24 protein-coding genes and 2 pseudogenes are annotated in these 25613 nt (G+C 68.8%); 15 read left to right on the top strand and 11 right to left on the bottom strand.

Features of this window, described 5'->3' with window-relative positions; genetic code table 11:
* Positions 1–20 precede the first annotated feature (20 nt).
* Both AC5Y6X_RS03895 and AC5Y6X_RS03890 read left to right on the top strand, forming a co-directional pair.
* Positions 21–926, top strand: a complete 906-nt coding sequence (locus AC5Y6X_RS03895) for a phosphoribosylaminoimidazolesuccinocarboxamide synthase (RefSeq protein ID WP_499984672.1) — start codon at positions 21–23, stop codon at positions 924–926.
* Positions 923–3085, top strand: a complete 2163-nt coding sequence (locus AC5Y6X_RS03890) for a S9 family peptidase (RefSeq protein WP_499984670.1) — start codon at positions 923–925, stop codon at positions 3083–3085. The genes AC5Y6X_RS03895 and AC5Y6X_RS03890 overlap by 4 nt, the downstream gene beginning before the upstream one ends.
* Here AC5Y6X_RS03890 and AC5Y6X_RS03885 read toward each other — a convergent pair.
* Positions 3014–3460 (bottom strand): DoxX family protein, encoded by a 447-nt coding sequence (locus AC5Y6X_RS03885; protein WP_499984668.1) that lies wholly within the window; start codon positions 3458–3460, stop codon positions 3014–3016. The two genes, AC5Y6X_RS03890 and AC5Y6X_RS03885, sit on opposite strands and share 72 nt — an antisense overlap.
* Positions 3461–3474: 14 nt before the next feature.
* Entirely contained in the window at positions 3475–5097 is a 1623-nt protein-coding gene (locus tag AC5Y6X_RS03880) for a DHA2 family efflux MFS transporter permease subunit (RefSeq protein ID WP_499984666.1), read from the bottom strand.
* A gap of 114 nt (positions 5098–5211) precedes the next feature.
* Here AC5Y6X_RS03880 and AC5Y6X_RS03875 point away from each other — a divergent pair, with 114 nt between their 5' ends.
* Positions 5212–5916, top strand: a complete 705-nt coding sequence (locus AC5Y6X_RS03875; protein WP_324673643.1) for a DUF2334 domain-containing protein — start codon at positions 5212–5214, stop codon at positions 5914–5916.
* Between the two features lie 50 nt (positions 5917–5966).
* Positions 5967–7634, top strand: coding sequence for an FAD-binding dehydrogenase (locus AC5Y6X_RS03870; RefSeq protein WP_499984660.1), 1668 nt, complete (start codon positions 5967–5969; stop codon positions 7632–7634).
* A 72-nt stretch (positions 7635–7706) separates the two neighbouring features.
* On the opposite strand, the gene AC5Y6X_RS03865 is transcribed toward AC5Y6X_RS03870, so the two are convergent.
* Positions 7707–8345, bottom strand: a complete 639-nt coding sequence (locus tag AC5Y6X_RS03865) for an MBL fold metallo-hydrolase (RefSeq protein WP_499984656.1) — start codon at positions 8343–8345, stop codon at positions 7707–7709.
* Here AC5Y6X_RS03865 and AC5Y6X_RS03860 point away from each other — a divergent pair.
* The 3 genes and pseudogenes from AC5Y6X_RS03860 (at position 8322) to purQ (ending at position 10006) form a co-directional block, all read left to right on the top strand.
* Positions 8322–9048 (top strand): annotated as a pseudogene (locus tag AC5Y6X_RS03860) (ATPase). The gene AC5Y6X_RS03865 and the pseudogene AC5Y6X_RS03860 sit on opposite strands and share 24 nt — an antisense overlap.
* Before the next feature lie 47 nt (positions 9049–9095).
* Positions 9096–9335 (top strand): phosphoribosylformylglycinamidine synthase subunit PurS, encoded by a 240-nt coding sequence (purS, locus tag AC5Y6X_RS03855; RefSeq protein ID WP_499984653.1) that lies wholly within the window; start codon positions 9096–9098, stop codon positions 9333–9335.
* Entirely contained in the window at positions 9332–10006 is a 675-nt protein-coding gene (gene purQ, locus AC5Y6X_RS03850) for a phosphoribosylformylglycinamidine synthase subunit PurQ (RefSeq protein ID WP_499984650.1), read from the top strand. Before purS ends, purQ begins: the two co-directional genes overlap by 4 nt.
* Here the strand turns inward: purQ and AC5Y6X_RS03845 are convergent.
* Positions 9973–11387, bottom strand: a pseudogene (locus AC5Y6X_RS03845) (WS/DGAT/MGAT family O-acyltransferase). The gene purQ and the pseudogene AC5Y6X_RS03845 overlap by 34 nt on opposite strands.
* A 24-nt stretch (positions 11388–11411) precedes the next feature.
* Positions 11412–12218, bottom strand: a complete 807-nt coding sequence (locus AC5Y6X_RS03840; RefSeq protein ID WP_499984646.1) for a lysophospholipid acyltransferase family protein — start codon at positions 12216–12218, stop codon at positions 11412–11414.
* 150 nt (positions 12219–12368) lie between these two features.
* Here AC5Y6X_RS03840 and AC5Y6X_RS03835 point away from each other — a divergent pair, with 150 nt between their 5' ends.
* Positions 12369–13451, top strand: coding sequence for an NAD-dependent epimerase/dehydratase family protein (locus AC5Y6X_RS03835; RefSeq protein WP_499984643.1), 1083 nt, complete (start codon positions 12369–12371; stop codon positions 13449–13451).
* Between the two features lie 6 nt (positions 13452–13457).
* On the opposite strand, the gene AC5Y6X_RS03830 is transcribed toward AC5Y6X_RS03835, so the two are convergent.
* The 6 genes from AC5Y6X_RS03830 to AC5Y6X_RS03805 form a co-directional block, all read right to left on the bottom strand.
* On the bottom strand, positions 13458–13922 hold the full coding sequence (locus tag AC5Y6X_RS03830; protein WP_499984641.1) for a YbjN domain-containing protein: 465 nt from the start codon (positions 13920–13922) through the stop codon (positions 13458–13460).
* Positions 13923–14018: 96 nt separating this feature from the next.
* The gene (locus AC5Y6X_RS03825) at positions 14019–15227 is read right to left on the bottom strand and encodes a cytochrome P450 (protein WP_499984638.1); all 1209 of its coding nucleotides are present in this window, start codon (positions 15225–15227) and stop codon (positions 14019–14021) included.
* Between the two features lie 59 nt (positions 15228–15286).
* A complete protein-coding gene (locus AC5Y6X_RS03820) occupies positions 15287–16111 on the bottom strand; it encodes an Rv0792c family HTH-type transcriptional regulator (RefSeq protein WP_499984636.1) in 825 nt (274 codons plus the stop codon).
* Positions 16112–16179: 68 nt separating this feature from the next.
* The gene (locus tag AC5Y6X_RS03815) at positions 16180–16647 is read right to left on the bottom strand and encodes a cupin domain-containing protein (RefSeq protein WP_499984633.1); all 468 of its coding nucleotides are present in this window, start codon (positions 16645–16647) and stop codon (positions 16180–16182) included.
* A gap of 8 nt (positions 16648–16655) precedes the next feature.
* On the bottom strand, positions 16656–17453 hold the full coding sequence (locus tag AC5Y6X_RS03810; protein WP_499985226.1) for a family 1 encapsulin nanocompartment shell protein: 798 nt from the start codon (positions 17451–17453) through the stop codon (positions 16656–16658).
* Entirely contained in the window at positions 17453–18472 is a 1020-nt protein-coding gene (locus tag AC5Y6X_RS03805; RefSeq protein WP_499984630.1) for a Dyp-type peroxidase, read from the bottom strand. Before AC5Y6X_RS03805 ends, AC5Y6X_RS03810 begins: the two co-directional genes overlap by 1 nt.
* A gap of 107 nt (positions 18473–18579) precedes the next feature.
* Between AC5Y6X_RS03805 and AC5Y6X_RS03800 the strand changes: the two genes are divergently transcribed.
* The 7 genes from AC5Y6X_RS03800 to AC5Y6X_RS03770 are packed head-to-tail and all read left to right on the top strand — an operon-like array spanning position 18580 to position 25575.
* Positions 18580–19836: a M18 family aminopeptidase gene (locus tag AC5Y6X_RS03800; RefSeq protein WP_499984628.1), complete on the top strand. Its 1257-nt coding sequence runs from the start codon at positions 18580–18582 to the stop codon at positions 19834–19836.
* An 11-nt stretch (positions 19837–19847) separates the two neighbouring features.
* Positions 19848–20195 (top strand): VOC family protein, encoded by a 348-nt coding sequence (locus tag AC5Y6X_RS03795; RefSeq protein ID WP_499984625.1) that lies wholly within the window; start codon positions 19848–19850, stop codon positions 20193–20195.
* Between the two features lie 34 nt (positions 20196–20229).
* Positions 20230–20997, top strand: coding sequence for an SDR family NAD(P)-dependent oxidoreductase (locus tag AC5Y6X_RS03790; protein WP_499984621.1), 768 nt, complete (start codon positions 20230–20232; stop codon positions 20995–20997).
* A 26-nt stretch (positions 20998–21023) separates the two neighbouring features.
* Positions 21024–22139, top strand: a complete 1116-nt coding sequence (locus AC5Y6X_RS03785; RefSeq protein ID WP_499984619.1) for an Rv3169 family protein — start codon at positions 21024–21026, stop codon at positions 22137–22139.
* A gap of 31 nt (positions 22140–22170) precedes the next feature.
* Positions 22171–24450 (top strand): phosphoribosylformylglycinamidine synthase subunit PurL, encoded by a 2280-nt coding sequence (purL, locus tag AC5Y6X_RS03780; protein WP_499984617.1) that lies wholly within the window; start codon positions 22171–22173, stop codon positions 24448–24450.
* A 39-nt stretch (positions 24451–24489) separates the two neighbouring features.
* Positions 24490–25131: an Rv0804 family intramembrane glutamic endopeptidase gene (locus AC5Y6X_RS03775; RefSeq protein ID WP_499984615.1), complete on the top strand. Its 642-nt coding sequence runs from the start codon at positions 24490–24492 to the stop codon at positions 25129–25131.
* A 54-nt stretch (positions 25132–25185) separates the two neighbouring features.
* A complete protein-coding gene (locus AC5Y6X_RS03770; RefSeq protein WP_499984612.1) occupies positions 25186–25575 on the top strand; it encodes a sterol carrier family protein in 390 nt (129 codons plus the stop codon).
* The last annotated feature ends 38 nt before the right edge of the window (positions 25576–25613 follow it).

The following is a 25613-nucleotide window of genomic DNA, read 5'->3' as shown; positions in this document are numbered from 1 at the left end:
GCGCCCGATACGCTGACCCGATGCGCCCCGCACTGTCCGACTACCGCCATCTGGCCAGCGGCAAGGTCCGTGAGCTCTACCGCGTCGACGACGAGCACCTGCTGCTGGTCGCGACCGACCGCATCTCCGCCTTCGACTACGTGCTGGACAGCACGATCCCGGACAAGGGCCGCATCCTGACCGCGATGAGCGTGTTCTTCTTCGGCCTCGTCTCGGAGCTTGACGGAGCCCCCAACCACCTGGCCGGCCCGCCGGACGACCCGCGCATCCCCGACGAGGTGCTCGGCCGCGCCCTGGTGGTGCGGGAGCTCGAGATGCTCCCGGTGGAGTGCGTGGCCCGCGGTTACCTGACCGGCTCGGGGTTGCTCGACTATCAGGCGACGGGGAAGGTGTGCGGCATCCCGCTGCCGCCGGGTCTGGTCGAGGCCAGCAAGTTCGCCGCGCCGTTGTTCACCCCGGCGACGAAAGCGGCGCTGGGCGACCACGACGAGAACATCCCGTTCGCCCGGGTGATCGAGATGGTGGGCGCGGTGCGCGCAAACCAGCTGCGCGACCGCACGTTGCGGATCTATGTCCAGGCCGCCGACCACGCCCTGACGAAGGGAATCATCATCGCGGACACCAAGTTCGAGTTCGGCACCGACCGCGACGGCAACCTGGTGCTGGCCGACGAGATATTCACGCCCGACTCCTCGCGGTATTGGCCGGCCGCGGATTACCGGCCGGGCGTGGTGCAGACCAGTTTCGACAAGCAGTTCGTTCGCAACTGGCTCACCAGCCCCGAGTCCGGCTGGGACCGGCACGGCTCGCAACCACCGCCGCCGCTGCCGGACGACATCATCGACGCCACCCGCGACCGTTACATCAATGCCTACGAACGGATCTCCGGCATGAGGTTCGACGACTGGATCGGGCCGGGCGCATGACGAAGTCGGTCGCACAGTCGCTTTCACCGCCGGTTGCCAAGCGGGTGGAGACCCGGCGGGAGCACCACGGGGACGTGTTCGTCGACCCCTACGAGTGGCTGCGCGAGAAAACAGACCCCGAGGTCATCGCCTACCTCGAGGCCGAAAACGACTACGTCGACAAGGTGACGGCGCACCTCGAACCGTTGCGGCAGCAGATTTTCAACGAGATCAAGGCCCGCACCAAGGAGACCGACCTCTCGGTGCCGACCCGTCAGGGCGACTGGTGGTACTACGCCCGCACCTTCGAAGGCAAGCAATACCGTGTCCAATGCCGTTGCGCGGTGGCCGATCCCGACGACTGGACCCCGCCGCAGCTGGACGAGGACACCGAGATACCCGGCGAGCAGATTTTGCTCGACTCGAACGTCGAGGCCGAGGGACACGACTTCTTCGCGTTGGGCGCCGCCATGGTCAGCCTGGACGGCAACCTGCTGGCCTACTCCGTCGACACGATCGGCGACGAACGCTACACGCTGCGGTTCAAGGATTTACGCACCGGCGAGATGCTTCCCGACGAGATCGCCGACGTCGGCGCCGGCGTCACCTGGGCCGCCGACAACCGCACCGTCTACTACACGACCCTGGACGCCGCACACCGGCCCGACAAGGTGTGGCGGTACCGGCTCGGCACCGGCGAGCGGTCGGAGCTGGTGTATCACGAAGCCGACGAACGCTTCTGGCTCGGGGTCGGGCTCACCCGCAGCGAAGCCTACGTGTTTATCGCGTCCGGTTCGTCGATCACCTCCGAGGTCCGCTACGCGGACGCTGCCGACCCCGGCGCGCAGTTCACGGTGGTGCTCCCCCGGCGCGACGGCATCGAGTATTCGGTGGAGCACGCGGTGGTCGGGGGGCAGGACCGATTCCTGATCCTGCACAACGACGGCGCGGTGAACTTCACGCTCACCGAGGCGCCGGTCAGCGATCCGGCGCAACAGCGCACCCTGATCCCGCACCGCGACGATGTGCGGCTCGACGGCATGGACGCCTTCGCCGGTCACCTGGTGGTCAGCTACCGGCGCGCGGCGTTGCCGCGAATCCAGCTCTGGCCCATCGGCTCCGACGGGGATTACGGTGAGCCCGAAGAGATCTCGTTCGAGTCCGAGCTGATGTCGTCCGGTCTGGCCGGCAATCCGAATTGGAAGTCGCCCAAGCTGCGGATCAGGGCCGGGTCACTCGTCGTACCCACGCGCATCTACGACCTCGACCTGGCCACCGGTGAGCGGGTCCTGCTGCGTGAGCAGCCCGTGCTCGGCGACTACCGACCCGCCGACTACGTGGAGCGTCGCGACTGGGCGCGCGCCGACGACGGCGCCATGATCCCGGTGTCGATCGTGCACCGCGCCGGCCTCGAGTTCCCGGCGCCCACAGTGCTTTACGGCTACGGGGCCTACGAGATCTGCACCGACCCGAGCTTTTCCATCGCGCGTCTGTCGCTGCTGGACCGGGGCATGGCGTTCGTCATCGCGCACGTCCGCGGCGGCGGCGAGATGGGCCGGCTCTGGTACGAGCACGGCAAGCTGCTGGAGAAGAAGAACACCTTCACCGACTTCATCGCGGTGGCAAGGCATTTGGTGGGCTCGGGCCTGACCCGGCCGCGACAGCTGGTGGCGCTGGGCGGCAGCGCGGGTGGTCTGCTGGTGGGCGCGGTGGCGAACCTGGCCCCGGATCTGTTCGCCGGGATCCTCGCGCAGGTCCCCTTCGTCGACCCGCTCACCACCATCCTGGACCCCTCGCTGCCGCTGACCGTCACCGAATGGGACGAATGGGGAAACCCGTTGAGCGACAGCGAAGTCTACTCCTACATGAAGTCGTATTCGCCCTACGAGAATGTCGAGAGCAAGCGCTACCCCGCCATCCTGGCCATGACGTCGCTGAACGACACCAGGGTCTACTACGTCGAGCCGGCCAAGTGGGTCGCGGCGTTGCGGCATGCGAACGCCAACGGCAACCCGGTACTGCTCAAGACCCAGATGGCGGCGGGCCACGGCGGCGTCAGCGGTCGCTACCGGGCGTGGGAGGAAACCGCGTTCCAATACGCCTGGCTGCTAGCCGCTGCCGACGGCGACCGCTACTGCCGCGGCCAGGAAGACGACCTCGATGGCGGTGCGCAGCCCTAGCCGCGTCGTCATCGACTTGGGCGGATCGGGCATCCGGGCGGCATACACGTTGGCAGGAAACATCGCCAGCATCAGCACCAGCAGACACACGGCCGCCGCCACTCGCGTCACGGGCAGCAACAACCCCACGGCGCCCAGCAGCTCGAGCAGGCCGGTGATGGTGACCAGGTAGCCGGGTGCGGGCAGGCGGGGCGGCACGATCGCGATGAGGTCGCGGCGCAGCTGCGGCGCGAAGTGGGCAAACCCGGTGAGCAGGAACATCGCCGCCAATCCGACGGCCAGCGCCGCCGTCCAGCCGTTGACGTAGCCGACGCCGAGCCAGCCGATGCAGCGAGCGGCGATGGTGCCCACGAGCAGCGTGATCAACGGAGCCATCTCAACCGTCCAATCTAGACACCGTCGCCGGCCGTTTGGATCGCCGGCTGCTTCGGCAGAAACACCGCGGGGATGACGGTGGACACCACCAGGACGACCGCGATGACGAACACGACCGTATAGGCGTGCGACAGGTCGTGCAGCACGCTGCCGGCGAAGCCGGGGGCAAGCGCCTGCCGGGGTATCGCGGCTTGATCCACCGGCATCCCGGTGGCGGCGGCCTTCTGCTGTAGCACGGCGAGTTTGTTTGCCGCGGAGATGTTCTCGCTTCGGTTGAACTGGTTGGTCAGGATCATCGACATCAGCGCGGTTCCCATCGAGCCGCCCACCTGATGGCTGACGCTCATCAGCGTTGTGCCCCGGGCGATCTGGTGGGGCGCCAGCGCCTGCACCGACGCGACCGAGAGCGGCATCATGGTGCAGCCCATGCCCAGGCCCATGATCGCCAACCCGGCCAGGAGCGTGGGTAGGTAATCCGCCTGTCTTGCCACGCCGTAGGCGAAGGCGCCCAGCCCGGCGGTGATCAGCGCGATGCCGACCAGCACGACCTTGCCCGGCCCCTGCCTGTCCACCAGCGGCCCGGTCAGCCGCATGGTCAGCATGGCGCCGAGGCCCTGGGGGATCATGTGCACGCCGGCCTGCATCGGCGTCTGGTGCAGCACCTGCTGGAAGTAGCTCGGGAGCAGCAGGCCGGCGCCGAAAAACGCGGTGGCGAACACCAGCATCGTCACGTTGGCGTGCGTGAGCACCCTGTTCTGGAACAGCCGCAGATCGATGAGCGGGTGGTCCGCGCGGCGCCAGGCATGCGCCACGAAGCCGGCGATCAACGCCAGGCCGATGGCCGCCGGTATCAACACGCGGCGATCTGCCACCGTCCCGCAGCGCGGGATGGACGAGACCGCGAACAGGAAGGTCGCCAGGCCGGGTGACAGCAGCAGCACCCCGACGACGTCGAAGGTCTCCGAGCGCGCCGGGTGATCACGCGGGAACACCACAGCCGCAAGGGCGATGGTGACCAGCCCGATCGGCAGGTTGATCAGGAAGATCCACCGCCAGCTGGACGTGTCGATGAGCCAGCCGCCCAGGATGGGCCCGCCGATGGGGGCCAGCAACATGGGGATGCTCAGGATCGACATGAGGCGGCCGAGCCGCGGTGGTCCCGCCTCGCGGGTCAAGATCATGAAGCTCAGCGGCATCAGCATCCCGCCCCCGATGCCCTGCACCATTCGAAACACGATGAGCTGCAGGATGTTCGACGCCACCGCGCACAGCAGCGAGCCCAGCGCGAACGCGAGCACGGAACCCATGAAGAGCCGTTTGGTGCCGAACCGGTCGGCCGCCCAACCCGTCACCGGAATCACCGTCGCCAACGCGAGGGTGTAGCCGGTCATCGTCCAGCCGACGACGGCTTGCGACGAACCGAATTGGTCGATGAAGGTGCGCTGCGCGACGCTGACGACGGTGATGTCCAGGATCGCCATCACCGTGGCCAGGATGCACACGCCGGAGATCCGCAACAGCCCGGCGTCCAGCTTGTCGGGATAGGCGTGCACACCGGCGTCCTGCCGGGTGGGGGCGGTGGGCGGCGGGGCGTCGGCCGCCGCGGAACGGGCCTTGTCCATGGCGTTGCTTAGCATATCGAACCGATCACCGGCGCCGATGGGCGTTTGCTGGGCCCGCGCGCATCGAAATACGCCTGCCGTCCGCGTGTCCTTCACCGTCCCGACACCTGAGGTCGTCAAACTGCAAGTGTGTCTGGAAAACTGATCGTCTCGGTCTCGGGGATCGGGGAGCCCACCCTGGGCGACGTCGAGGCGTTCTGCGCGCAAATGGACGCGCGCAGGGTGCCGGTGTCGTTGCTGGTGGCCCCCCGGCTGTCCGGCGACCACCGGCTGGATCGCGACCCGCGCACGGTCGAATGGCTGACGGCGCGGCGGGCCGGCGGCGACGCCATCGTGCTGCACGGCTACGACGACCCGGCCACCAAGAAGCGGCGCGGCGAGTTCGCCATCCTGCGGGCGCACGAGGCCAACCTGCGGCTCACGGCCGCCGACCGGGTGCTCGAGCACCTGGGACTGCGCACCCGGCTGTTCGCGGCCCCGGGCTGGGTGGTGTCGCCGGGCGTCGTCAAGGCGTTGCCCCGCAACGGTTTTCGACTGCTCGCCGACCTGCACGGGATCACCGACCTGGTCCGCCACAGCACCGTCCGCGCCCGGGTGCTCGGCATCGGGGAGGGCTTCCTGGCCGAGCCGTGGTGGTGCCGCATGGTCGTGCTGTCCGCCGACCGGATCGCCCGTCGCGGCGGCATCGTGCGCATCGCGATATCGGGCCGCCAGTTGCGCAAACCGGGCCCGCTGCAGGCCGTGCTGGACGCCGTCGACCTGGCTTCGATGCACGGCTGCACCCCCACGGTGTACCAGTGGCGGCCGCACAGGGCCGTCGTCGACGCCGCGTGACCCAAGCCGTCTGACTGATCGCCGGGCGTAGGCCACTACCCTGTTGCCACATGGGCGACTCTTCAGCTGACGGTTTCGCGGCGGACGCCATCGTGGTCGGGGCGGGTCTGGCGGGCCTGGTCGCCGCGTGCGAGCTGGTGGATCGCGGCCTGCGGGTGCTGATCGTCGAGCAGGAGAACAGCGCCAACCTGGGCGGGCAGGCCTTCTGGTCGTTCGGCGGCCTGTTTTTCGTCGACAGCCCCGAGCAGCGGCGCCTGGGCATCCGCGACAGCCACGAACTCGCGCTGCAGGACTGGCTGGGGACGGCGGCGTTCGACCGTCCCGAGGACTACTGGCCGCGCCAGTGGGCGCACGCCTACGTCGATTTCGCGGCCGGGGAGAAGCGCGGCTGGCTGCGCGAGCGGGGCCTGAAGATCTTTCCGCTGGTGGGCTGGGCCGAGCGCGGCGGCTACGGCGCGCAGGGGCACGGTAATTCGGTGCCCCGCTTTCACATCACGTGGGGCACCGGACCCGCCCTGGTCGAGATCTTCGCGCGGCGGCTGCGGGACCGCTCGACCGTGCGCTTTGCGCACCGCCACCAGGTCGACGAGCTGATAGTCGAGGGCGGCGCGGCGACGGGCGTGCGCGGCACGGTGCTGGAGCCGTCGGCCGAACCTCGCGGTGTGCCGTCGTCACGAAAGCCGGTGGGGCAATTCGAGTTCCGCGCCTCAGCGGTGATCGTGACCAGCGGCGGCATCGGGGGCAATCACGACCTGGTGCGCAAGAACTGGCCCACGCGGATGGGCCGCGTCCCCGAGCAACTGCTGAGCGGGGTCCCCGCCCACGTGGACGGCAGGATGATCGGAATCTCGCAGCGGGCCGGCGCGCGGGTGATCAACCCCGACCGGATGTGGCACTACACCGAGGGCATCACCAACTACGCCCCGATCTGGCCGCTGCACGGCATCCGGATCATTCCCGGGCCGTCGTCGCTGTGGCTGGACGCAGCCGGAAATCGGTTGCCGGTTCCGCTGTATCCCGGCTTCGACACCCTGGGCACGCTGGAGCACATCACGAGGTCCGGGTACGACTACACCTGGTTCATCTTGAACGCCAAGATCATTGAGAAGGAATTCGCGCTGTCCGGACAGGAGCAGAACCCGGACCTGACCGGGCAGAGCGTGACGCAGCTGCTGCGCAACCGGGCCGGCTTCGGCGCGCCGGGGACGGTGCAGGCCTTCGTCGACCGGGGCGTGGATTTCGTCAGCGCAAACTCGTTGCGCGAGTTGGTGACCGGCATGAACAAGCTGCCCGACGTGGTCCCACTGGATTACGCGACGGTGGAATCCGAGGTCACCGCACGCGACCGCGAGGTGGACAACAAGTTCAGCAAGGACGGGCAGATCACCGCGATCCGCGCGGCGCGCACGTACCTGGGCGACCGCCTGGGCCGGGTGGCGGCGCCGCACCGGTTGACCGATCCGAAAGCCGGGCCGCTGATCGCGGTCAAGCTGCACATCCTGACCCGAAAGACGTTGGGCGGCATCGAGACCGACCTGGCCGCACGGGTGCTGAAGGCCGACGGCACCCCGCTGCCCGGGCTGTACGCCGCTGGCGAGGTCGCCGGGTTCGGTGGCGGCGGCATGCACGGCTACCGGGCCCTCGAGGGCACGTTTCTGGGCGGCTGCATATTCTCGGGCCGGGCCGCCGGTCGCTCCGCCGCCGACGACATCGCCTAGCCTTCACCGCGCGAGCAGACGCAAAATCCCCTTTTCGCCCGGCGTGTCGGGTACTTTTGCGTCTGCTCGCCGTCAGAAGGTGACCGCGCTTTCCTCGGGCAGCACCTGGAATTCGGTGCTGGTCATCTCGCTGAGGCGGCCGTAGTAGATGCCCCGCGCGTCTGGAGCGATGATCCCCTGGTGAATGGGTACCGCGCGGGCCGGCGAGACCGCACGCAGGTAGTCGACGGCCTCGGCGATCTTCATCCACGGCGCGGCCGCCGGAGTCGCCAGGACGTCCACCGGCTCGTCGGGCACGAACAACGCGTCACCGGGATGCATGAACCTTGCGCGGTGGTCGCCGTCGCCGACGAGATACGAAATGTTTTCCACCACAGGGATTTCCGGGTGGATGACGGCGTGTCGCCCGCCGACGGCGCGAACGGTCAGCCCACCGATGTGCAGCTCGTCGCCGACGTGCACCGCCCGGCAGGGCTCGCCGAGCTGCGCGGCGGTCTGCGGATCGGCGTACAGCGGGGCGTCGGGGTTGCCCTCGAGCAGCGACGGCAGCCGGGTGATATCGATGTGGTCGGGGTGCTGGTGGGTGACGAGGATGGCGGACAGGCCGGTGATCCCCTCGAAACCGTGCGCGAAGGTACCGGGGTCAAACAGCACACGCGCGTCATCGAACTCGGCGAGTAGACAGGAATGGCCGAAATGCGTCAGTTCCATGTTTACGATTGTGCCCTGAGGGGTGATGCCGATGCGGGTGATCCTGGCGACGATGCTGGTCGCCGGCGGCCTCGCGGTGGCCCTCGTCGTCGTGGTACCCGCGCGCGCGGAGCCGCAGACCTGCCCGCCGGTGTGTGACCAGATCCCCGACACCGCATGGATCCAGAAGCGCTCCGTGCCGCTGAACTCGGTGTACAACTGGCCGGCGCTGGCCGGCCTGGCGGTGCAGGTGACCGGCAGCGGGCCGCGGTTCCGGTTCGAGGAGCTCTGCGCGGCGCCGACGTCGCCGCAGGACCCGCGCGATTGGGCGGTCGCCGCCCGGGCGACCGTCGCCCACCCGGACGACCAGTGGCAGCTGCAGGCGCAGATCCTGCACTGGCGCGGTGACACGGCCCGCGGCGGCGCCGCCGCGGCCTCGGTGTTCGGCCGTGCCGTCGCCGCGCTGCGCGGCTGCCAGCAGGGGGCGCCGCAGCAGTCGCCGTCGATCACCACCGACCAGCCCAACCGGATGGCGGCCGTCGTCAGCGGTCCGGCCGTCCTGCACACCTACCTGGTCGCGCACGTGGCGAGCAGCACGATCACCGAGCTCACGCTGTGGTCGTCGGGTCCGCCGCAGGTACCCTGGCCCTCGATGGCGGACGATCCGGTGCTGGACGCCATGACCGCGCCGTTGTGCGAGGCGTACATCGCCTCGTGCCCGTGAGCCGCCGGTAGAGTGAGCGCCGAGCGAGATCTACAGGAGGAGCGCCGGTGGCCCGGGTGTTCGTGCACGTGATGCCCAAAGCGGAGATTCTCGACCCCCAAGGTCAGGCCATCGTCGGCGCGCTGGGCCGACTCGGCCACACCGGGGTCTCAAATGTCCGGCAGGGCAAGAGGTTTGAGCTCGAAGTCGACGACACCGTCGACGATTCGGAGCTTGCCGAGATCGCGGAATCACTGTTGGCGAATACCGTGATCGAGGACTGGACGATCAGCCGGGAAGCGCTGTGACCGCACGAATCGGCGTCATCACCTTTCCCGGGACGCTCGACGACGTGGACGCCGCGCGGGCCGTGCGCCGGGTCGGCGCCGAGGCGGTCAGCCTGTGGCATGGCGACGCCGACCTCAAGGGAGTCGACGCGGTGGTGGTGCCCGGCGGCTTTTCCTACGGCGACTACCTGCGAGCGGGCGCCATCGCCAGGTTCGCTCCCGTGATGACGGAAGTGGTCGCCGCCGCGCAGCGCGGCATGCCGGTGTTGGGAATCTGCAACGGTTTTCAGGTCCTCTGCGAGGCGGGCCTGCTGCCCGGCGCCCTGACCCGCAACGCCGGCCTGCACTTCATCTGCCGCGACGTCTGGCTGCGGGTGGCATCGACCGCGACGGCGTGGACCTCACGTTTCGAGCCCGGCGCCGACCTGCTGGTGCCGCTGAAGTCCGGCGAGGGCCGCTACGTGGCGCCCGCCGATGTGCTCGACGAGCTGGAGGGCGAGGGCCGGGTGGTGTTCCGCTACCACGACAACGTCAACGGCTCGCTGCACGACATCGCCGGCATCAGCTCGGCCAACGGCCGCGTCGTCGGGCTGATGCCGCATCCCGAGCATGCCATCGAGGCGCTGACCGGTCCGTCCGACGACGGGCTCGGCCTGTTCTATTCGGCGCTGGATACCGTTCTGGTGGCCTGAGCGGAAACGCCTGCGGCGTCGCGTAATTCGGCAAACGCCGCGCCGAGCGCAGCGGTGGCATCGTGCGGATCGTCGAACGTCCTGTCGTCGGTGAGCACCGCTACTCCCAGCCGGTCGGCATAGCTCCACACGGTGATGTTGACGGGGGCGCCCGGCGATAGGACGCCGGTCGAGTAGATCTCGCTGACCGTGGCGCCGCCAAAGCGGCCCCGCTCGCGCGGCCCCGCGACGCTGGACACGGCTACGTTCATCATCTTGTTCTGGAAGTCGCACCTGCCCAGCCACCGGAATGCGGCCGGGGCGATCGCAGTAGGCAGATAGGCCATCATCCGCCCGTAGAGGCGTGGACCGAGAATTTCATGGTCTTCCTTGGCGATTCGGGTGGCCAGCGCAACCAGCCTCACCCGCTCGGTCGGGTCGGCGATGTGAACCGGCAGCGAAATGGACAGGCCGCTGATCTCGTTGCCGCTCACCCGATCCGACTTGTCGGTGGCCGTGGGCACCGACGCGATGATCGGCCGGTCGGCCCTGCCGTCATAGGCCAGCAACAGTTTTCGCAACCCGCCGGCGGCCATCGCCAGCACCGCATCATTCATCGTGATACCCAACGTCCTCGCGGTTGCCTTGACGTCGGCCAGCGGCAGCGTCGCGCTGGCGAACCGCCGTTGCGGTGACACCACATGGTTGAGAAAGGTCGGGGGCGCGTCGAACGGGTCGGCCAGATCGGGGTGAGCTCCGCGCTGCCTGGACCGACGGCGCACCCGGGTCAATCCCACGGCCGCATCCCTGATCAGCCCCGGCAGCCTGACGACCTGCCGGACGTGGTCGCGCGCGGCGGCGGCCAGCAGGTCGGAGGTCGACGCGGTGACGCCGGCCTCGTCGTTGTCGCGCTCGTCGGTCGGGCCGTCCGCGAGATCCATGGCGCGGGCCAGCAGGTTGACCGAGGCGATGCCGTCGGCCAGCGCGTGATGGATCTTGCCGATCAACGCGAACCGGCCGCCGGACAGGCCCTCGGCGAAATGAAACTCCCACAGCGGGCGGCTGCGATCCAGCGGCGTGGAGGCCACCTCGCCGATGACCCGGTCCAGCTCTTCGCGGCCGCCCGGCGCGGGCACCCGTACCCGCCGCAGGTGGTAATCCAGGTCGACCGCGCAGTTTTCCTGCCACATCGGATGATGCAACCGCCAGGGGATGTCAACGAGCTTGTAGCGCACGATTCCAGCAGATGCAGCCGGCGCCGCACGTGGTGGCGAAAAACATCGAAACCGAACTCGCCGTCGAAGTCCGAGGGGTCGATGATCGCCACCTTCAGCGTGTGCGTGTGCAGGTTCGGCGTCTCGCTGTAGAGCAGCATGGCGTCCATGCCGTTGACTCTTTTCATCCGCCACCCCGCCGCGCCGGGCCGTCAGCCCAGGACGGGCAACCGGCGCTCGCCGGCCAGCCGGTCGAGCGCGCTCTGCATCACCGAACGGACGTAGGCGTCGACCTCGTCGACGTCGGGGTCCGCGCCGAATTGGGCCGCGATGTCGATCGGCTCGAGCACTTCGGTGACGATCTTGGCCGGCAACGGCACGTTCGGCGGGAAGATCACGCTCAACCCGAACGGGAACCCGACGCTCACGGGCAGGATGTCCATCCGGGCCTTGGTGATCCCGAGCTTGCGGGCCAGCCAGTTGCCGCGGGTCAGGAACAGCTGGGTCTCCTGGCCGCCGATCGACACGGTGGGCACGATCGGCACCCCTGCCTCGATGGCGGTCCGGACGTAGCCGGTGCGGCCGTTGAAGTCGATGGTGTTGGCGCTCAGCGTGGGCCGGTACGAGTCGTAGTCACCGCCGGGGAACACCAGCACCACCGCGCCCGAATGCAGTGCCGCGGAGGCGTTTTCGCGGCTCGCCTCGATGACCCCGAGGCGTCGCAGCCAGCCGTCCAGCGGACCCATGAACAGGCCGTAATGGCCCAGGGTGTACACCGGGCGGTCATAGCCGAACGCGTCGTAGAACGCCGGGCAGAAGATCAACACGTCGGGCGTGAGCATTCCACCGGAGTGGTTGGACACCACCAGCGCTCCCCCGGCGGCCGGGAAGTTGCGGACGTTTCGCACCTCGGCGCGATGCCACCGCTTGATCCAGGGGCCGACGGCGTTCATGACCTGTTCGGTGAACGCCGGATCCCATTTGGCGGTCTCGTGAGTGTCGGTTGCAGCGCCCGTCATGATTTTCTCCGCTGGTGTGTGTGCTGTGTTCGACGCGATGAGGATTACCCAACGGGTGCTCTACACCTGTAGAGAGCATGGTACTCTCAATTTGAGAGAATGCCATATCCGCAGGTGTGACCTACCGCACTTGCCTATCCGGGAGGGACCATGCCCGAAAGGGCTCTCGTTACGGGCGGCTTCGGCCTGGTCGGATCGCAGACGGTGCGACGACTGGCCGCCGATGGCTATGACGTGGTCGCCACCGACCTCGGCACCCCCGCCCAGCGCAAGGCGGCCGGCTCCCTGCCCGGCGGGGTCGAGGCGCGCTGGGCGGACCTGACGGATCCCGGTGAGGTCGACCGCCTGGTTGCCGAGACCGCGCCGACGGTGATCGTCCACCTCGCCGCGGTCATCCCGCCGGTGATCTACCGGCAGCCCGAACTGGCCCGCCGCGTCAACGTCGGCGCGACCGTGGCACTGCTGAGCGCAGCGCGGGCATGCCCGCATCGGGTGCGCTTCGTCCACGCCTCGAGCAACGCCGTGCACGGTGCCCGCAACCCGCACCGGCACCGTGAGTTGATACGAGCGGACACCCCGCTGCGGCCGTCAGATCTTTACGGGGCACACAAAGCCGAGGCGGAACACCACGTGCGGTCCTCCGGCCTGGAGTGGGTGATCCTGCGCCTCGCCGGGGTAATGAGTGTGCAGCCGGGCGCGATGCCCTTCAGCCTGGACGCGCTCTTCTTCGAAAACGCGCTGCCGACCGACGGGCGGCTGCACAGCGTCGACGTCCGCGATGCCGCGGCCGCATTCGCCGCCGCCACCACCGCCGATGTCGCGGGTGAGATCCTGCTGATCGGCGGCGATGAGTCGCATCGGCTGCGGCAGGGCGACGTCGGTAAGGCGCTGGCCGCCGCCAGGGGCCTGGTCAACGTCCTGCCCGCGGGCCGGCCGGGCGATCCCGACAGCGACGAGGCCTGGTTCGTCACCGATTGGATGGACACCACTCGCGCCCAGCAGGCGCTGTCGTTCCAGCATCACACCTGGCCGGACATGCTTGCGGAGATGCGGGCGGCCGCCGGCTGGCGGCGCTACCCAATGCGGCTGGTCTCCCCGGTCGCGCGGCATTTCCTGAAACACCGTGCCGCTTACCGGAATTCGCCCGGCCGCTATGCCGATCCGTGGGGCGCCATCCGGACTGAGCTGGGGGATCCGCGCCCCGATATCAGGGAGCACGCGACCCCTTTGTGAGATCGCTCAGCCGGCGTCCAACACCAACGGCTGCGACGGCTGCTCGACGACCGGGGCCAACCCGCCGAAGAATTCGATCGCGGCCCCGACGGTCAGGTCGACGAAAGTGGCGAAGTCCTCGAAGGCGACGTCGCCCCGGATCCATTGCGAGCGGCGCGCGACGACACCGATGCGCTGAGGGTCGGACGACGCGTGCACGATCGCGGTGACCTCGCGGTCCCGCCGATTCCACGCGTCGGCGAGATGCGTCAGCCAGGGCCGGTCGGCGGCGGGGAAGAAGCAGGCGGGGGCGACCCGAACGAGCAACACGTCGTGATGCCCGGGCGCGATCTCGAGGTGAACGTGAAGCCGGCGCGGACGGGTGTTGGCGACGTAGAAGTATTCGCCGTCGTGCGCGCCGCGGAAGTACCGGCTGCCGCGCGTGCACAGGTAGCGCTCGATCAGGCTTGCGCAGAGCGGCTCACTCGTCATGCCGTCAATGCTGAGGCCGGTGACTTTGCGGATCCTTTGAGCCGAGCCAGCCGGCAGCCAAGAATCTGTTGAGAATTCGCTGAGTGAGCGGGCCGCTCAGGGCAGCACTCGCACCGGGACGTTGGACCAGCCTGCCACGTTGGTCATGCTGACCCGCCGGCACCCGTCCCAGATCACCTGGTAGCGCGGCATCAGGTCCAGCAGCTTGTCCAGTGCGATCGCGCTCTCCAGGCGGGCCAGCGCGGCGCCCAGGCAGCTGTGCACGCCGTAGCCGAAGCCGAGGTTCTGCGCCTCGGTGCGATCGCGGTCGATGTCGAACCTGTCGGCGTCGGTGAACGCGTCGGGATCGCGGTTGGCCGACCCGCCCAGCAGGAACACCGCGCTGCCGGCCGGGATCGTGACGCCGTGCAGATGGGCGTCCTTGAGCGAGTAGCGGACGTTGTACTGCGTGGGCGCCTCGAACCGCAACACCTCCTCGACCGCGGCCGGCACCTTGGAGCGGTCGTCGAGCAGCTTTTGCCATTGGCCGGGGTGGCGGGCGAACTGCACGACCGCGTTGCCGATCAGCTTGGTGACGGTCTCGGCGCCCGCCCCGCCCAGAAGCGTTGCGAAACCTGTGATTTCGATGTCGTCCAGCTGGGTGGTGCCGCCGCCGTCGCGTTCCACCTGTGCGGCGATCAGGCGGCTGATCATGTCGTCCTGCGGCCGCGCGCGTCGCTCCTGGATCAGGTTGTAGTAGAACGCCCCGGCCTGATGGACTGTCTCCCAATTCGTTTCGTCCAGGTCGATCTGTCCCGGCTCGCGATGCAACGACGCGTCGACCCAGTGCCGGATCTGCTGGCGGTGTTCGGCGGGCACCCCGAGCATAGTGCTGATCACCTCGACGGGGAACAGCGCGGAGAAGTCGGCGACGACGTCGAACCGGTCGGGGTCGACGCGCGAGAGGTGGTGCTCGATCAGCTCGGTGACAGTGTCTTTCAGCGCGGTGATCGCCCGCGGGGTGAAGACCTTGTTGACCAGGCTGCGCATTCGCCGATGCTCGGGCGGATCCATGAAGATCATCGACTTGTTCTCCGCCGGGACGCCGCCCTTCTTGATCATCGACAGTTCGATCCCGCGCGCGGACGAATATGTCTCGTAGTCCTTGAACGCGGCGGCGACGTCGGCGTGCCGGCTCAGCGCGTAGAAGTCGTGTTCCTGGCTGTAGTAGACCGGCGCCTCCTCGCGCATCCGCCGGTAGGTCGGGTAAGGGTCGGCGAAGAACTCCGCCGAGAACGGGTCGAAGACCAGCTGCGTGGCCGTCATCGTGTCCTCCTCAACCGGCCTGTGCTGAGCACTTGCTTAGCATCAAGGCCGACCGCCGGTCAAGGCCGCGCGGGTGTCTCGACGATTCCGGCGCCGGGCTCGGGCATTGTCCGGGGCAGCGTGACGGAGAACCGGTATCGCTCGGGGCGATAGTGGAACTCCACCACCTCGACGGGTTTGTCCGCGTCGGTGTAGCTGGTGCGCTCGAGGACCAGCACCGGCGAGCCCTTCGGCAGGTCCAGCGCGGCGGCAACCTCCAAAGAGGCGCCGGCCGCATGGATCTCGTGGGTGGCGCGGGCGATGTGGACCCCCGCCCGCTCCCACATCGTGTAGGTGGATTCCATCGCGTGCCTGATCTGCGCGCCCGGCCCCTTGGACGTCAGCGGGTCGACGGCCTTGCCCAGCCCGAGCGGAAGGTAGGCCGTCATCAAGGCCAGCGGCCGGTCCCCATCGCGGAAACGCCGGTTGATGCACAGCACCTTGGACAGGCCCAGCGTCTCGGCCACCCGTTGCGGCGCCTCACCCACGCGATGCGACAGCACATCCACCTGCGGGGTGATGCCTGAGCTGGCCAGGACCTCGGTGATCGTGCGCACGCCGGAGCCCAGTTCCTGCCGTACCGGGTTCGCGACGAACGTGCCGAGCCCCTGCCGGCGAACCAGCCAGCCCTGGCGCTCGAGGATCCCCACCGCGGCGCGCACGGTCACCCGGCTCAGGCCCGAGCGTTCGATCAACTCCCGTTCGCTGGGCAGCCGCCCCCCGCGGGGCAGGCGCTGCTGAACGATCTGCGCCTTGAGCGCCTCGGCGAGCTGGGTGCTCGCGGGCACGCTGCCGCGCCTTATTCGAAGGTCGGTGCCGTCGAGATCCAACGCCTTGCCGGCCATGAGACGTATTAAAACGTCTTATACCCGGCGGATCAAGCTTCCTGGGCCGGGCTCACCGAAACCGTTTGCTACCGCGCGTCTTTCAACGGGTGCAGCGCGGGCAGGTTGACGACGATGGCCTCCTGGGTGCTGCGCGCGATCACGACCTCCGCGGGTGTGTTCGGGTCGGGGTTTTCTTCGCGGTGCGGCAGGTAGGGCGGGATGAAGACGTAGTCGCCGGGCGCGGCGACGATGCGCACCTCCCGGACACCGTCGTGGAAGACGAACTCCGGGTTGCCGCTTCGCACATAGATTGCGGTCTCCGATTCACCGTGATGGTGGTTGGACGAGACGGCCCGGGGCAACGCGTGCGTCTCGCCCATCCACAGCTTCTCCGCACCGACCGACTTGCCGGACAGCGCCGCGAAGCGCCGCAGCCCCTCCGATTGTGCGGTGTCCGAGCTGATCTCCGACGCCCTGACGTGGTGCACCCGGTCGCGCGCGGATACCGTTGCCGCATCGTCGAAATCGGGATGAAAACCGTCCGATGTCGCCATCATCGCTCCTACGGGCCGAGCGCGACCGACGCCTCCGAGGTGTAGCAGAGGAACGTCAGGGTCTCCTGCAGATAGAGCTGCACGGTGTCGGCGTCGTGGCTGCTGTATCCGATCGCGACGTCGGTGCCCAGCTGCAGGTCGAAGTCGCCGCCCCGGGTGGTCAGCACGAAAGCGCCGTCAATGGCCGGCGCCCAGATGATGTCGCCGTCCACCAACCGGTTCAGGTGCTCGCGGATCGGATACCCGTGTTCGGTGGTCTCGCTGACCTTGGTGTAAACGTCGGCGCTCAGCAGCACCGAATAGGGTCCGTCGACACCGGCCAGCCGCAGTTCGGTCAACGCCTGGGAGATGGCGTCGGGCATGTCGCGGGGGTCTTCGGGCAAGGTCAGCGCCTTGTTGGAGCTAGCGCTGCGGATGCCCTCGATCGACGCGGCGGCATAGCCCTCGAAGATGGTGCGGTCCTCGACGAACGCCAGCCTCTTGGCGGCGGCCTTGACCGGATCCCAGTCGGAGTCCTTGGAACCGCGCTCGACGTCGTCGATCTCCGAACGTGACAAATTGAACGGAACACGCAGCCGGACAAGGGGTTTGCTGGCCCGTAGATGAGCGACGACGCCGTCGCCGGGCGCCTTGACATCGATCAGCCGACCGGTGCTTACCGCCGCGGTGACGGGTCCGCCGGGCTCGCTGACGTCCACCACCCGGCGCCCGGCGATATGCCGTTTGAACGTGCGCGTCGCCTCCAATTCGATTTCTTCCCAAGCGGCTTCGGTGATCGGTGCCAGCTCGCGGTAGAGGTTGTTCATCATCGGGTGGTTCCTTTCAGGCTGCCGATCGAAAGTGAGCCGTCACCATAGGAGGATGTGGCGGACCGTTCCGTCGCCGGCGGGGCGGGCAGGGGTGGTGGGTCGTCGAGGAAATCGACTGTGGGGGAGAAGAACAACCCGCCGGTGACCGCGGTGGAGAAATCCAGGATGCGGTCGGTGTTGCCGGGCGGATCGCCGAGGAACATGTTGCGCAGCATCCGTTCGGTGACCTCGGGCGTGCGCGAGTAGCCGATGAAGTAGGTGCCGTACTCGTCCTTGCCCAGCTCGCCGAACGGCATGTTGTGCCGCACGATCTTCAGCTCGCTGCCGTCGTCGTCCTCGATCACGTTCAGCGCGATGTGTGAGTTCGGCGGCTTGTCCTCGTCATCGAGTTCGATGTCTTCCAACTTGGTTCGGCCGATCACCCGCTCCTGCTCGGCGACCGGCAGCGAATTCCACGACGACATGTCGTGCAGGTACTTCTGCACGTGGACGTAGCAGGAGCCGGCGAAGTCGGGGTCCTCGTCGCCGATGGCGGTGGCGCTGACAGCGATTGGGCCATCGGGGTTTTCGGTGCCGTCGACGAAGCCGAGCAGGTCGCGGTTGTCGAAGAACCGAAAGCCGTGGACCTCGTCGACCACGGTGACCGCACCCGCCATCGACTTGAGGATGTTGCCGGCCAGCTCGAAACACACGTCCATCGCCTCGGCGCGAATGTGGAACAGCAGATCTCCGGGCGTGGCCGGCGCCACGTGTCGCGGCCCGGTCAGCTCGACAAAGGTATGCAACTCGGCGGGCCGAGGCCCGCCGAACAACCGGTCCCACGCGTCGGAACCGATCGAGGTGACGACCGACAACCGCTTGGTGGGATCGCGGAAGCCGATGGCACGCACCAGCCCCGACAGGTCCGGCAGCGCGTCGTGCACCGTCACCTCGCCGCCGTCGTCGATGGTGACCACGAGGAAGATTGCGGCGGGCGTCAACGGCGCGAGGATGGGCTGCGGCTGAACCGGAGGCACTCTGCTGACCCTAGCGTGGCGACGGCGAGCGGCGGAAGCGCGAGTAAGGAGCCGCGCAATCAGGCCCAGCGTGAACTCCGCCCTCGCCGACAGCCATGATGGTCGACATGCCGGCCACCGCCGCAGGCCTCTGCGATTTCATCGACGCGTCTCCATCGCCGTTTCATGTTTGCGCCACGGTGGCCGCGCGGCTGCTCGACGCCGGATACACCGAACTGAGCGAGGCCGACCGCTGGCCCGAACAATCCGGCCGCTACTTCATCGTCCGGGCCGGCTCCCTGGTGGCGTGGAATTCCGGCGGACCGGTGGGGGCGTTTCGGATCGTCGGCGCGCACACCGACAGCCCGAACCTACGGGTCAAGCAGCATCCCGACCGGGTGGTGGCCGGCTGGCGGGTGGTGGCGCTGGAGCCCTACGGGGGAGCGTGGCTCAACTCCTGGCTGGATCGGGATCTGGGCATCAGCGGGCGGTTGTCGGTCCGCGACGGCGACCGTGCCACGCACCGCCTGGTGCGGATAGACGACCCGATCCTGCGGGTGCCGCAGCTGGCGATCCACCTGGCCGAGGACCGCAAGACCCTCACGCTGGACCCGCAACGACACCTCAACGCGGTGTGGGGCGTCGGCGACGCCGCGTCCTTCGTCGACTACGTCGCCGAGCGCGCCGGGGTGGCACCGGCCGACGTGCTGTCGGCCGACCTGATGACGCACGATCTGACCCCGTCCGCGGTGACCGGCGCCGACGCCGGCCTGCTGAGCGCGCCGCGGCTGGACAATCAGGCGAGTTGCTATGCGGGCGTGGAGGCGTTGGTGGCGGCGGAGCCGCGCGGCGCCGTGCCGGTGTTGGTGCTCTTCGACCACGAGGAGGTCGGTTCGTCATCCGACCACGGTGCGCAGTCCGACCTGCTCGGCACCGTCCTGGAACGGATCGTGCTGGCGGCCGGCGGCGGCCGGGAAGACTATTTGCGCCGCCTGCCGGTTTCGTTGCTGGCCTCGGCGGACATGGCGCACGCCACCCACCCCAACTATCCGGAGCGGCACGAGCCCGGTCATCCGATCGAGGTCAACGGCGGGCCGGTGCTCAAGGTGCACCCCAATCTGCGCTACGCCACCGATGGACGCACGGCCGCGGCGTTCGCGCTGGCCTGCCGGCGGGCCGGCGTCGGGTTGCAGCGCTACGAGCACCGGGCCGACCTGCCGTGCGGGTCGACGATCGGGCCGCTGGCCTCGGCCAGGACCGGCATCCCCACCGTCGACGTAGGCGCTCCGCAGCTTGCCATGCACTCGGCGCGCGAGTTGATGGGAGCCCACGACGTGGCCGCCTATTCGGCGGCCCTGCAAGCGTTTTTGTCGCCGACGGCATAGGGTCTGGCGGTATGGCGCTCAACGTGGAGATGATCACCTTCGACTGCAGCGATCCCGCCGGGCTGGCCGGGTGGTGGGCCGAGCAGTTCGGTGGCACGACCCAGGAGCTGCTCGCCGACGAGTTCACCGCGGTGAGCCTGCCGGCAGGGCCCCGGCTCGGATTCCAGAAGGTGCCCGACCCCACGCCCGGGAAAAACCGGGTGCACCTCGACTTCAGCGCCGCCGACGTCGACGCCGAGGTGGCACGGCTGACGGCGGCCGGGGCCAGCGAGGTCGGCCGGCACAGCTTCGGCGACAACTTCCGCTGGGTGGTGTTGGGCGACCCGGAGGGCAACGTCTTCTGCGTCGTCGGGCAATAGCGTGAGCCGAGGGCGGTCAGAGGCGCCTAGTCACATGCCTGAGCGCTTTGCGGATCGCGTGGCCGTGGTCTCCGGCGCCAGTTCCGGCATCGGCCAGGCGGTCGCCGAGCGATTGGCCGCCGAGGGCGCCAGCGTGGTGGCGTGCGCACGCCATGAGCCGGCTGAACCGACGGGCGCCGGAATCACTTTCGTGTCAACCGATATCAGCGACGAGGCCTCGGTGACGGCGTTGATGGACGACGCCGTCGCTCGCTACGGGCGGATCGACGTCGTCGTCGCCAATGCCGGCGTCGCCAACATCGGCCCGTGGCCCGACGAGCCCTTCGACCAGTGGCGCGAAATCCTCGACATCAACCTCAACGGCACGATGCTGACCTGTAAGGCCGCTTGGCCGCACCTGGTCGCCTCGGGCGGCAACATCGTTGTGGTGTCGTCCCTTTCGGCATGGATGGGCGTCGGTCAGCACGAGCTCGACCAGATGGGCGGCTTTCAGCCGTGTCCGTCCTACCAGGCGTCGAAGGCCGGCATCGAAGGCCTGGCCGTCCACCTCGCGGGCCGTGGCGGCGAGCACGGGGTGCGGGTCAACGTGGTGCGCCCCGGCCGCATCCTCACCGACAAATGGGAGGACGTCCTCGGCCAGGACGGCCTGTTCTGGTCGCATTACGAAAAGGTTCAGCTGCTCAAGCGGCACGGCCGCACCGAAGACGTCGCCGCCGCCGTCGCGTTCTTGGCCAGCGACGAGGCTGCCTTCATCACCGCCGCCGTCCTCGACGTCAACGGCGGCGCCATAGTCAAGCTCTGAACAGGCTCTGAACCAGGAGAGACACCGTGCTCAGCCCCTTCGACGACTTCCCCATCCATCCGTCGGCGGATCCGATCACCACGCCGGCCAGCAGCGACCCCAACCATTACGACCGCTACTGGTTCAACGGCCACCAGCGCGACGGCGACTTCTACCTCGGCGCCGCGATGGGCCACTATCCCGTCCGCGGCATCATCGACGCCGCCTTCAGCCTGGTCAAAGACGGTGTCGAGCACTCGATCTTCGCCTCCGGCGCCATGCCGCTGGACCGGTCGACGACGATCGGCCCGATCCGCGTGGAGGTTCCCGAGCCGATGCGGACCATCCGCTACGTCGTCGAACCGAACGAGCACGGCATCGCCTGCGACCTCACCTTCCGGGCCACCACCGTCGCCGTCGAGGAGCCCCGCCAGCAACGCCGCAGCCCGGAGGGGATCCTGCTGACCGACCACACCCGGCTCACCCAGTGGGGCACCTGGGAGGGCACCGTCGTCGTCGACGGCGACGAGCTGCGCGTCGACCCCGCCGAGGTATCCGGCACGCGCGACCGCTCGTGGGGCATCCGGCCGGTCGGCGAGCAGATCCCGGTCCTTCGCCAGCCCATGGGATTCCAGGTGTTCTGGCTCTGGGCGCCGCTGCACTTCGGGGATCGCTTCACCCACTTGGCTTTTCACGAACACGAGGATGGCCGCCGTTGGCTGGAGACCGCGCTTGTCCTCGACTCCATTCCCGCCGGCGCTTCGGCGTGCGGCACCGCCGGCGTGCGCGAGTGCCACGACGTCGGCTACGAGATCGACTGGGAGCCCGGGCGCCGCGAGATGCGGCGGGCCCGACTGTGGTTTCACGACCCGGTCGAGGGCGAGACCCTTATCGAGGTCGAGAAGAAGTTCACCTTCCGGATGCGCGGCATCGGGTACTGGCACCCGCTCTGGGGCCACGGCAGCAACCACGGGCAGCTCGAAACCGGCCGCGAATCAATACGACTCGACGACTTCGACCCCCTCGACTTCGGATCGATCCACCTGCAGAATCTCGTCATCGCGACCATGGGCGAGCGCCGCGGCGTCGGCGTCGTCGAACAGATCGCGCTCGGGCCGCATCAGCCCAGCGGCCTCACCGGTTTTCTCGACGGGCACCCCTGAACACTCGACGAGAAGTCCCTAGACTGTGTCCGTGATTGACACCGTCGAGCACGCGGCGAGCACCCCCGATCAGCCCCAGCCCTTCCACGAGCTGGGCCTCAAGGACGACGAGTACCAGCGGATACGCGAGATCCTGGGACGCAGGCCCACCGACACCGAGTTGGCGATGTACTCGGTGATGTGGAGTGAACACTGCTCGTACAAGTCCTCCAAGGTCCACCTGCGCTACTTCGGTGAGACCACCACCGACGAGATGCGCGCCGGCATGCTGGCCGGGATCGGCGAGAACGCCGGGGTGGTCGACATCGGCGACGGCTGGGCCGTCACGTTCAAGGTGGAGTCGCACAACCACCCGTCGTACGTCGAGCCCTACCAGGGCGCCGCCACCGGCGTCGGCGGGATCGTCCGCGACATCATGGCCATGGGTGCGCGGCCCGTCGCGGTGATGGACCAGCTCCGGTTCGGCGCAGCCGACGCCCCGGACACCCGCCGCGTGCTCGACGGCGTGGTTCGCGGCATCGGGGGCTACGGAAACTCGTTGGGCCTGCCCAACATCGGCGGCGAGACCGTGTTCGACGCCTCGTACGCGGGCAACCCACTGGTGAATGCGTTGTGCGTCGGGGCGCTGCGCAAAGAGGATCTGCACCTGGCGTTCGCGTCCGGCGCCGGCAACAAGATCATCCTGTTCGGCGCGCGCACCGGGCTCGACGGCATCGGCGGGGTGTCCGTGCTGGCGTCGGAAACCTTCGGCGGCGACGAGGGCGAGGGCCCCGGCCGCAAGAAGCTGCCCTCGGTGCAGGTCGGCGATCCCTTCACCGAGAAGGTGCTCATCGAGTGCTGCCTCGAGCTGTATGCGGCGGGCCTGGTGATCGGCATCCAAGACCTCGGCGGGGCCGGATTGTCCTGTGCCACATCGGAACTCGCATCCGCCGGCGACGGTGGCATGCGGGTCGAATTGGACAACGTCCCACTGCGGGCCGCGAATATGACGCCCGCCGAGATTCTTTCCAGCGAGTCGCAGGAGCGGATGTGCGCCGTGGTCGCGCCGGAGAACGTGGCGGCCTTCCTCGCGGTGTGCCGCAAGTGGGAGGTGTTGGCCACCGTCATCGGCGAGGTCACCGACGGCGACCGGCTGCAGATCACTTGGCACGGCGCGACGGTCGTCGACGTGCCACCGCGCACCGTGGCCCACGAGGGCCCGGTGTATCAACGGCCGATCGCCCGCCCCGAATCACAGGACGCCCTGAACGCCGACACCTCGAGCCGGCTGCCGCGCCCGGTCACCGGTGAGGAGTTGCGCGCGACTTTGCTTGCGCTGCTTGGCAGCCCGCACCTGTGCAGCCGGGCGTTCATCACCGAGCAGTACGACCGGTACGTGCGCGGCAACACCGTGCTGGCAGAGCACGCCGACGGTGGGGTGCTGCGCATTGACGAGTCGAACGGCCGCGGCATCGCGGTGTCGACCGACGCCTCGGGGCGCTACACGCTGCTGGATCCCTACCTCGGCGCCCAGCTGGCGCTGGCCGAGGCGTACCGCAACGTCGCCGTCACCGGTGCCACCCCGGTCGCCGTGACCAACTGCCTCAACTTCGGCTCGCCCGAGGACCCCGGCGTGATGTGGCAATTCGCGGAGGCGGTGCGCGGCCTGGCCGATGGCTGTGCGGCCCTGGGGATTCCGGTGACCGGCGGCAATGTCAGCTTCTACAACCAGACCGGCTCGGCGGCGATCCTGCCGACACCGGTGGTGGGCGTACTGGGTGTCCTGGACGACGTGAGTCGACGTCTCCCCGTCGCACTGGGCACCGAGCCGGGCGAGACGCTGTTGCTGCTGGGCGAGACGCGCGACGAGTTCGACGGTTCCGTCTGGGCGCAGGTCACCGCCGACCATCTGGGCGGGCGGCCACCCGCGGTCGACCTGGCCCGCGAGAAGCTGCTGGCCGAGGTGCTTTCCTCGGCGTCACGGGATGGGCTGGTGTCGGCCGCGCACGACCTGTCCGAGGGCGGCCTGGCGCAGGCCGTCGTCGAGTCGGCGCTGGCCGGTGAAATCGGTTGCCGCATAGTGCTTCCCGAGGGCAGCGATCCGTTCGTGATGTTGTTTTCCGAGTCGGCCGGCCGCGCGCTGGTGGCGGTGCCGCGCACCGAGGAGAGCCGGTTCCGTTCGATGTGCGAGGTGCGGGGGCTGCCCGCCGCGCGGATCGGCGTCGTCGATCAGGGCTCGGACGCCGTGGAGGTGCAGGGCCTGTTCACGGTCTCGCTGGCCGAACTGCGGGATACCTCCGAGTCGGTGCTGCCGCGACTCTTCTCGAATTGACTCTGCGCTGATGGCGCGGGCTACTCGCACTTCTTCGCCATGAGCGCAGAGTCAACGGCCAAGCGCGGCAGTCGGATACGGGCGCTGTCGTTAGCGGCCGGCCTGGTCGGCTGGAGCTTCGTCAGCCCGCGGCTGCCGGGCGCGTGGCGGGTGACACTGCAGGCCGGCATTGGTGGCCTGCTGGTGCTTGCCACCCGCGCGCCGCTGGGCCTGGGTCCGCCGCGGCTGTGGGCGGGCCTGCGGCTGGGGTCGGCCGCCGGCGCGGCCGCGGTGGCGGCCATCGCCGCGACGACCCCGCTGCCGCCGGTGCGGCTGTCGATGGCCGCCCGCGATATTCCGGTGCCCGCGTCGGGCTGGCTGTTGTTGCGGATACCCATCGGCACCGTGTGGTCCGAGGAGGCCGCCTTTCGCGGGGCGCTTGCCACGGCCGGTTCGCGCGCCTTCGGTAAATCCGGCGCAAGGCTGTTGCAGGCCACGGCTTTTGGGCTCTCCCATGTCGCGGACGCGCGCGCGATCGGTGAGCCGGTGGCTGTCACCGTGCTGGCCACCGGGATCGCCGGCTGGCTGTTCGGTTGGCTGGCCGACCGCTGTCGCAGCCTGGCCGCCCCGATGCTGGTGCACCTGGCCATCAACGAGGCCGGCGCGGCGGCGGTGCTGACCGTGCAGCGGCGGCGGTGCTGACCGTGCAGCGGCGGCCTCGCTGAGCCCGGAGGCGGTCGTCTGCGACCCTGGGGTATGGCCGCCCGTCAGAAGGCCGATCCGGCCAAGACCCGACTGGCCGTGCTCGCCGTCGCCGACTGGTTGCGCGACGAGACCCGCCCGGCGCCCGACCGCGACGCCCTGGCGAGCGCGGTGCGGCTCACCGCGCGCACGCTGGCCGCCGCGGCGCCCGGCGCCGCCGTCGAGGTCCGGATTCCACCGTTCGCCGCGGTGCAGTGTGTCTCCGGGCCGACGCACACCCGCGGCACACCGCCCAACGTGGTCGAGACCGATCCGCGGACCTGGCTGCTGCTGGCCACCGGGATGCTGTCGCTGGCGGACGCGAAAAGCGCCGGTGACCTGACGCTATCGGGCTCGCGGGCGGGTGAGATCGGACACTGGCTGCCCCTGGTCGCCGTCGGCTGAATATAACCCTGAACTGCAGGTTAAGCCTGAAGAAGCGG

The organism is Mycobacterium sp. NGS26 (genome assembly GCF_059813025.1).
This window is presented reverse-complemented; position numbering and strand designations above follow the sequence as displayed.

Coding starts and splice junctions, on each gene's coding strand:
- AC5Y6X_RS03895 (WP_499984672.1), top strand. CDS start 21: ATGCGCCCCGCACTGTCCGACTACCGCCATCTGGCCAGCGGCAAGGTC.
- AC5Y6X_RS03890 (WP_499984670.1), top strand. CDS start 923: ATGACGAAGTCGGTCGCACAGTCGCTTTCACCGCCGGTTGCCAAGCGG.
- AC5Y6X_RS03885 (WP_499984668.1), bottom strand. CDS start 3,460: ATGGCTCCGTTGATCACGCTGCTCGTGGGCACCATCGCCGCTCGCTGC.
- AC5Y6X_RS03880 (WP_499984666.1), bottom strand. CDS start 5,097: ATGCTAAGCAACGCCATGGACAAGGCCCGTTCCGCGGCGGCCGACGCC.
- AC5Y6X_RS03870 (WP_499984660.1), top strand. CDS start 5,967: ATGGGCGACTCTTCAGCTGACGGTTTCGCGGCGGACGCCATCGTGGTC.
- AC5Y6X_RS03865 (WP_499984656.1), bottom strand. CDS start 8,345: ATGGAACTGACGCATTTCGGCCATTCCTGTCTACTCGCCGAGTTCGAT.
- AC5Y6X_RS03840 (WP_499984646.1), bottom strand. CDS start 12,218: ATGACGGGCGCTGCAACCGACACTCACGAGACCGCCAAATGGGATCCG.
- AC5Y6X_RS03835 (WP_499984643.1), top strand. CDS start 12,369: ATGCCCGAAAGGGCTCTCGTTACGGGCGGCTTCGGCCTGGTCGGATCG.
- AC5Y6X_RS03830 (WP_499984641.1), bottom strand. CDS start 13,922: ATGACGAGTGAGCCGCTCTGCGCAAGCCTGATCGAGCGCTACCTGTGC.
- AC5Y6X_RS03825 (WP_499984638.1), bottom strand. CDS start 15,227: ATGACGGCCACGCAGCTGGTCTTCGACCCGTTCTCGGCGGAGTTCTTC.
- AC5Y6X_RS03820 (WP_499984636.1), bottom strand. CDS start 16,111: ATGGCCGGCAAGGCGTTGGATCTCGACGGCACCGACCTTCGAATAAGG.
- AC5Y6X_RS03815 (WP_499984633.1), bottom strand. CDS start 16,647: ATGGCGACATCGGACGGTTTTCATCCCGATTTCGACGATGCGGCAACG.
- AC5Y6X_RS03810 (WP_499985226.1), bottom strand. CDS start 17,453: ATGAACAACCTCTACCGCGAGCTGGCACCGATCACCGAAGCCGCTTGG.
- AC5Y6X_RS03800 (WP_499984628.1), top strand. CDS start 18,580: ATGCCGGCCACCGCCGCAGGCCTCTGCGATTTCATCGACGCGTCTCCA.
- AC5Y6X_RS03795 (WP_499984625.1), top strand. CDS start 19,848: ATGGCGCTCAACGTGGAGATGATCACCTTCGACTGCAGCGATCCCGCC.
- AC5Y6X_RS03790 (WP_499984621.1), top strand. CDS start 20,230: ATGCCTGAGCGCTTTGCGGATCGCGTGGCCGTGGTCTCCGGCGCCAGT.
- AC5Y6X_RS03775 (WP_499984615.1), top strand. CDS start 24,490: ATGAGCGCAGAGTCAACGGCCAAGCGCGGCAGTCGGATACGGGCGCTG.
- AC5Y6X_RS03770 (WP_499984612.1), top strand. CDS start 25,186: ATGGCCGCCCGTCAGAAGGCCGATCCGGCCAAGACCCGACTGGCCGTG.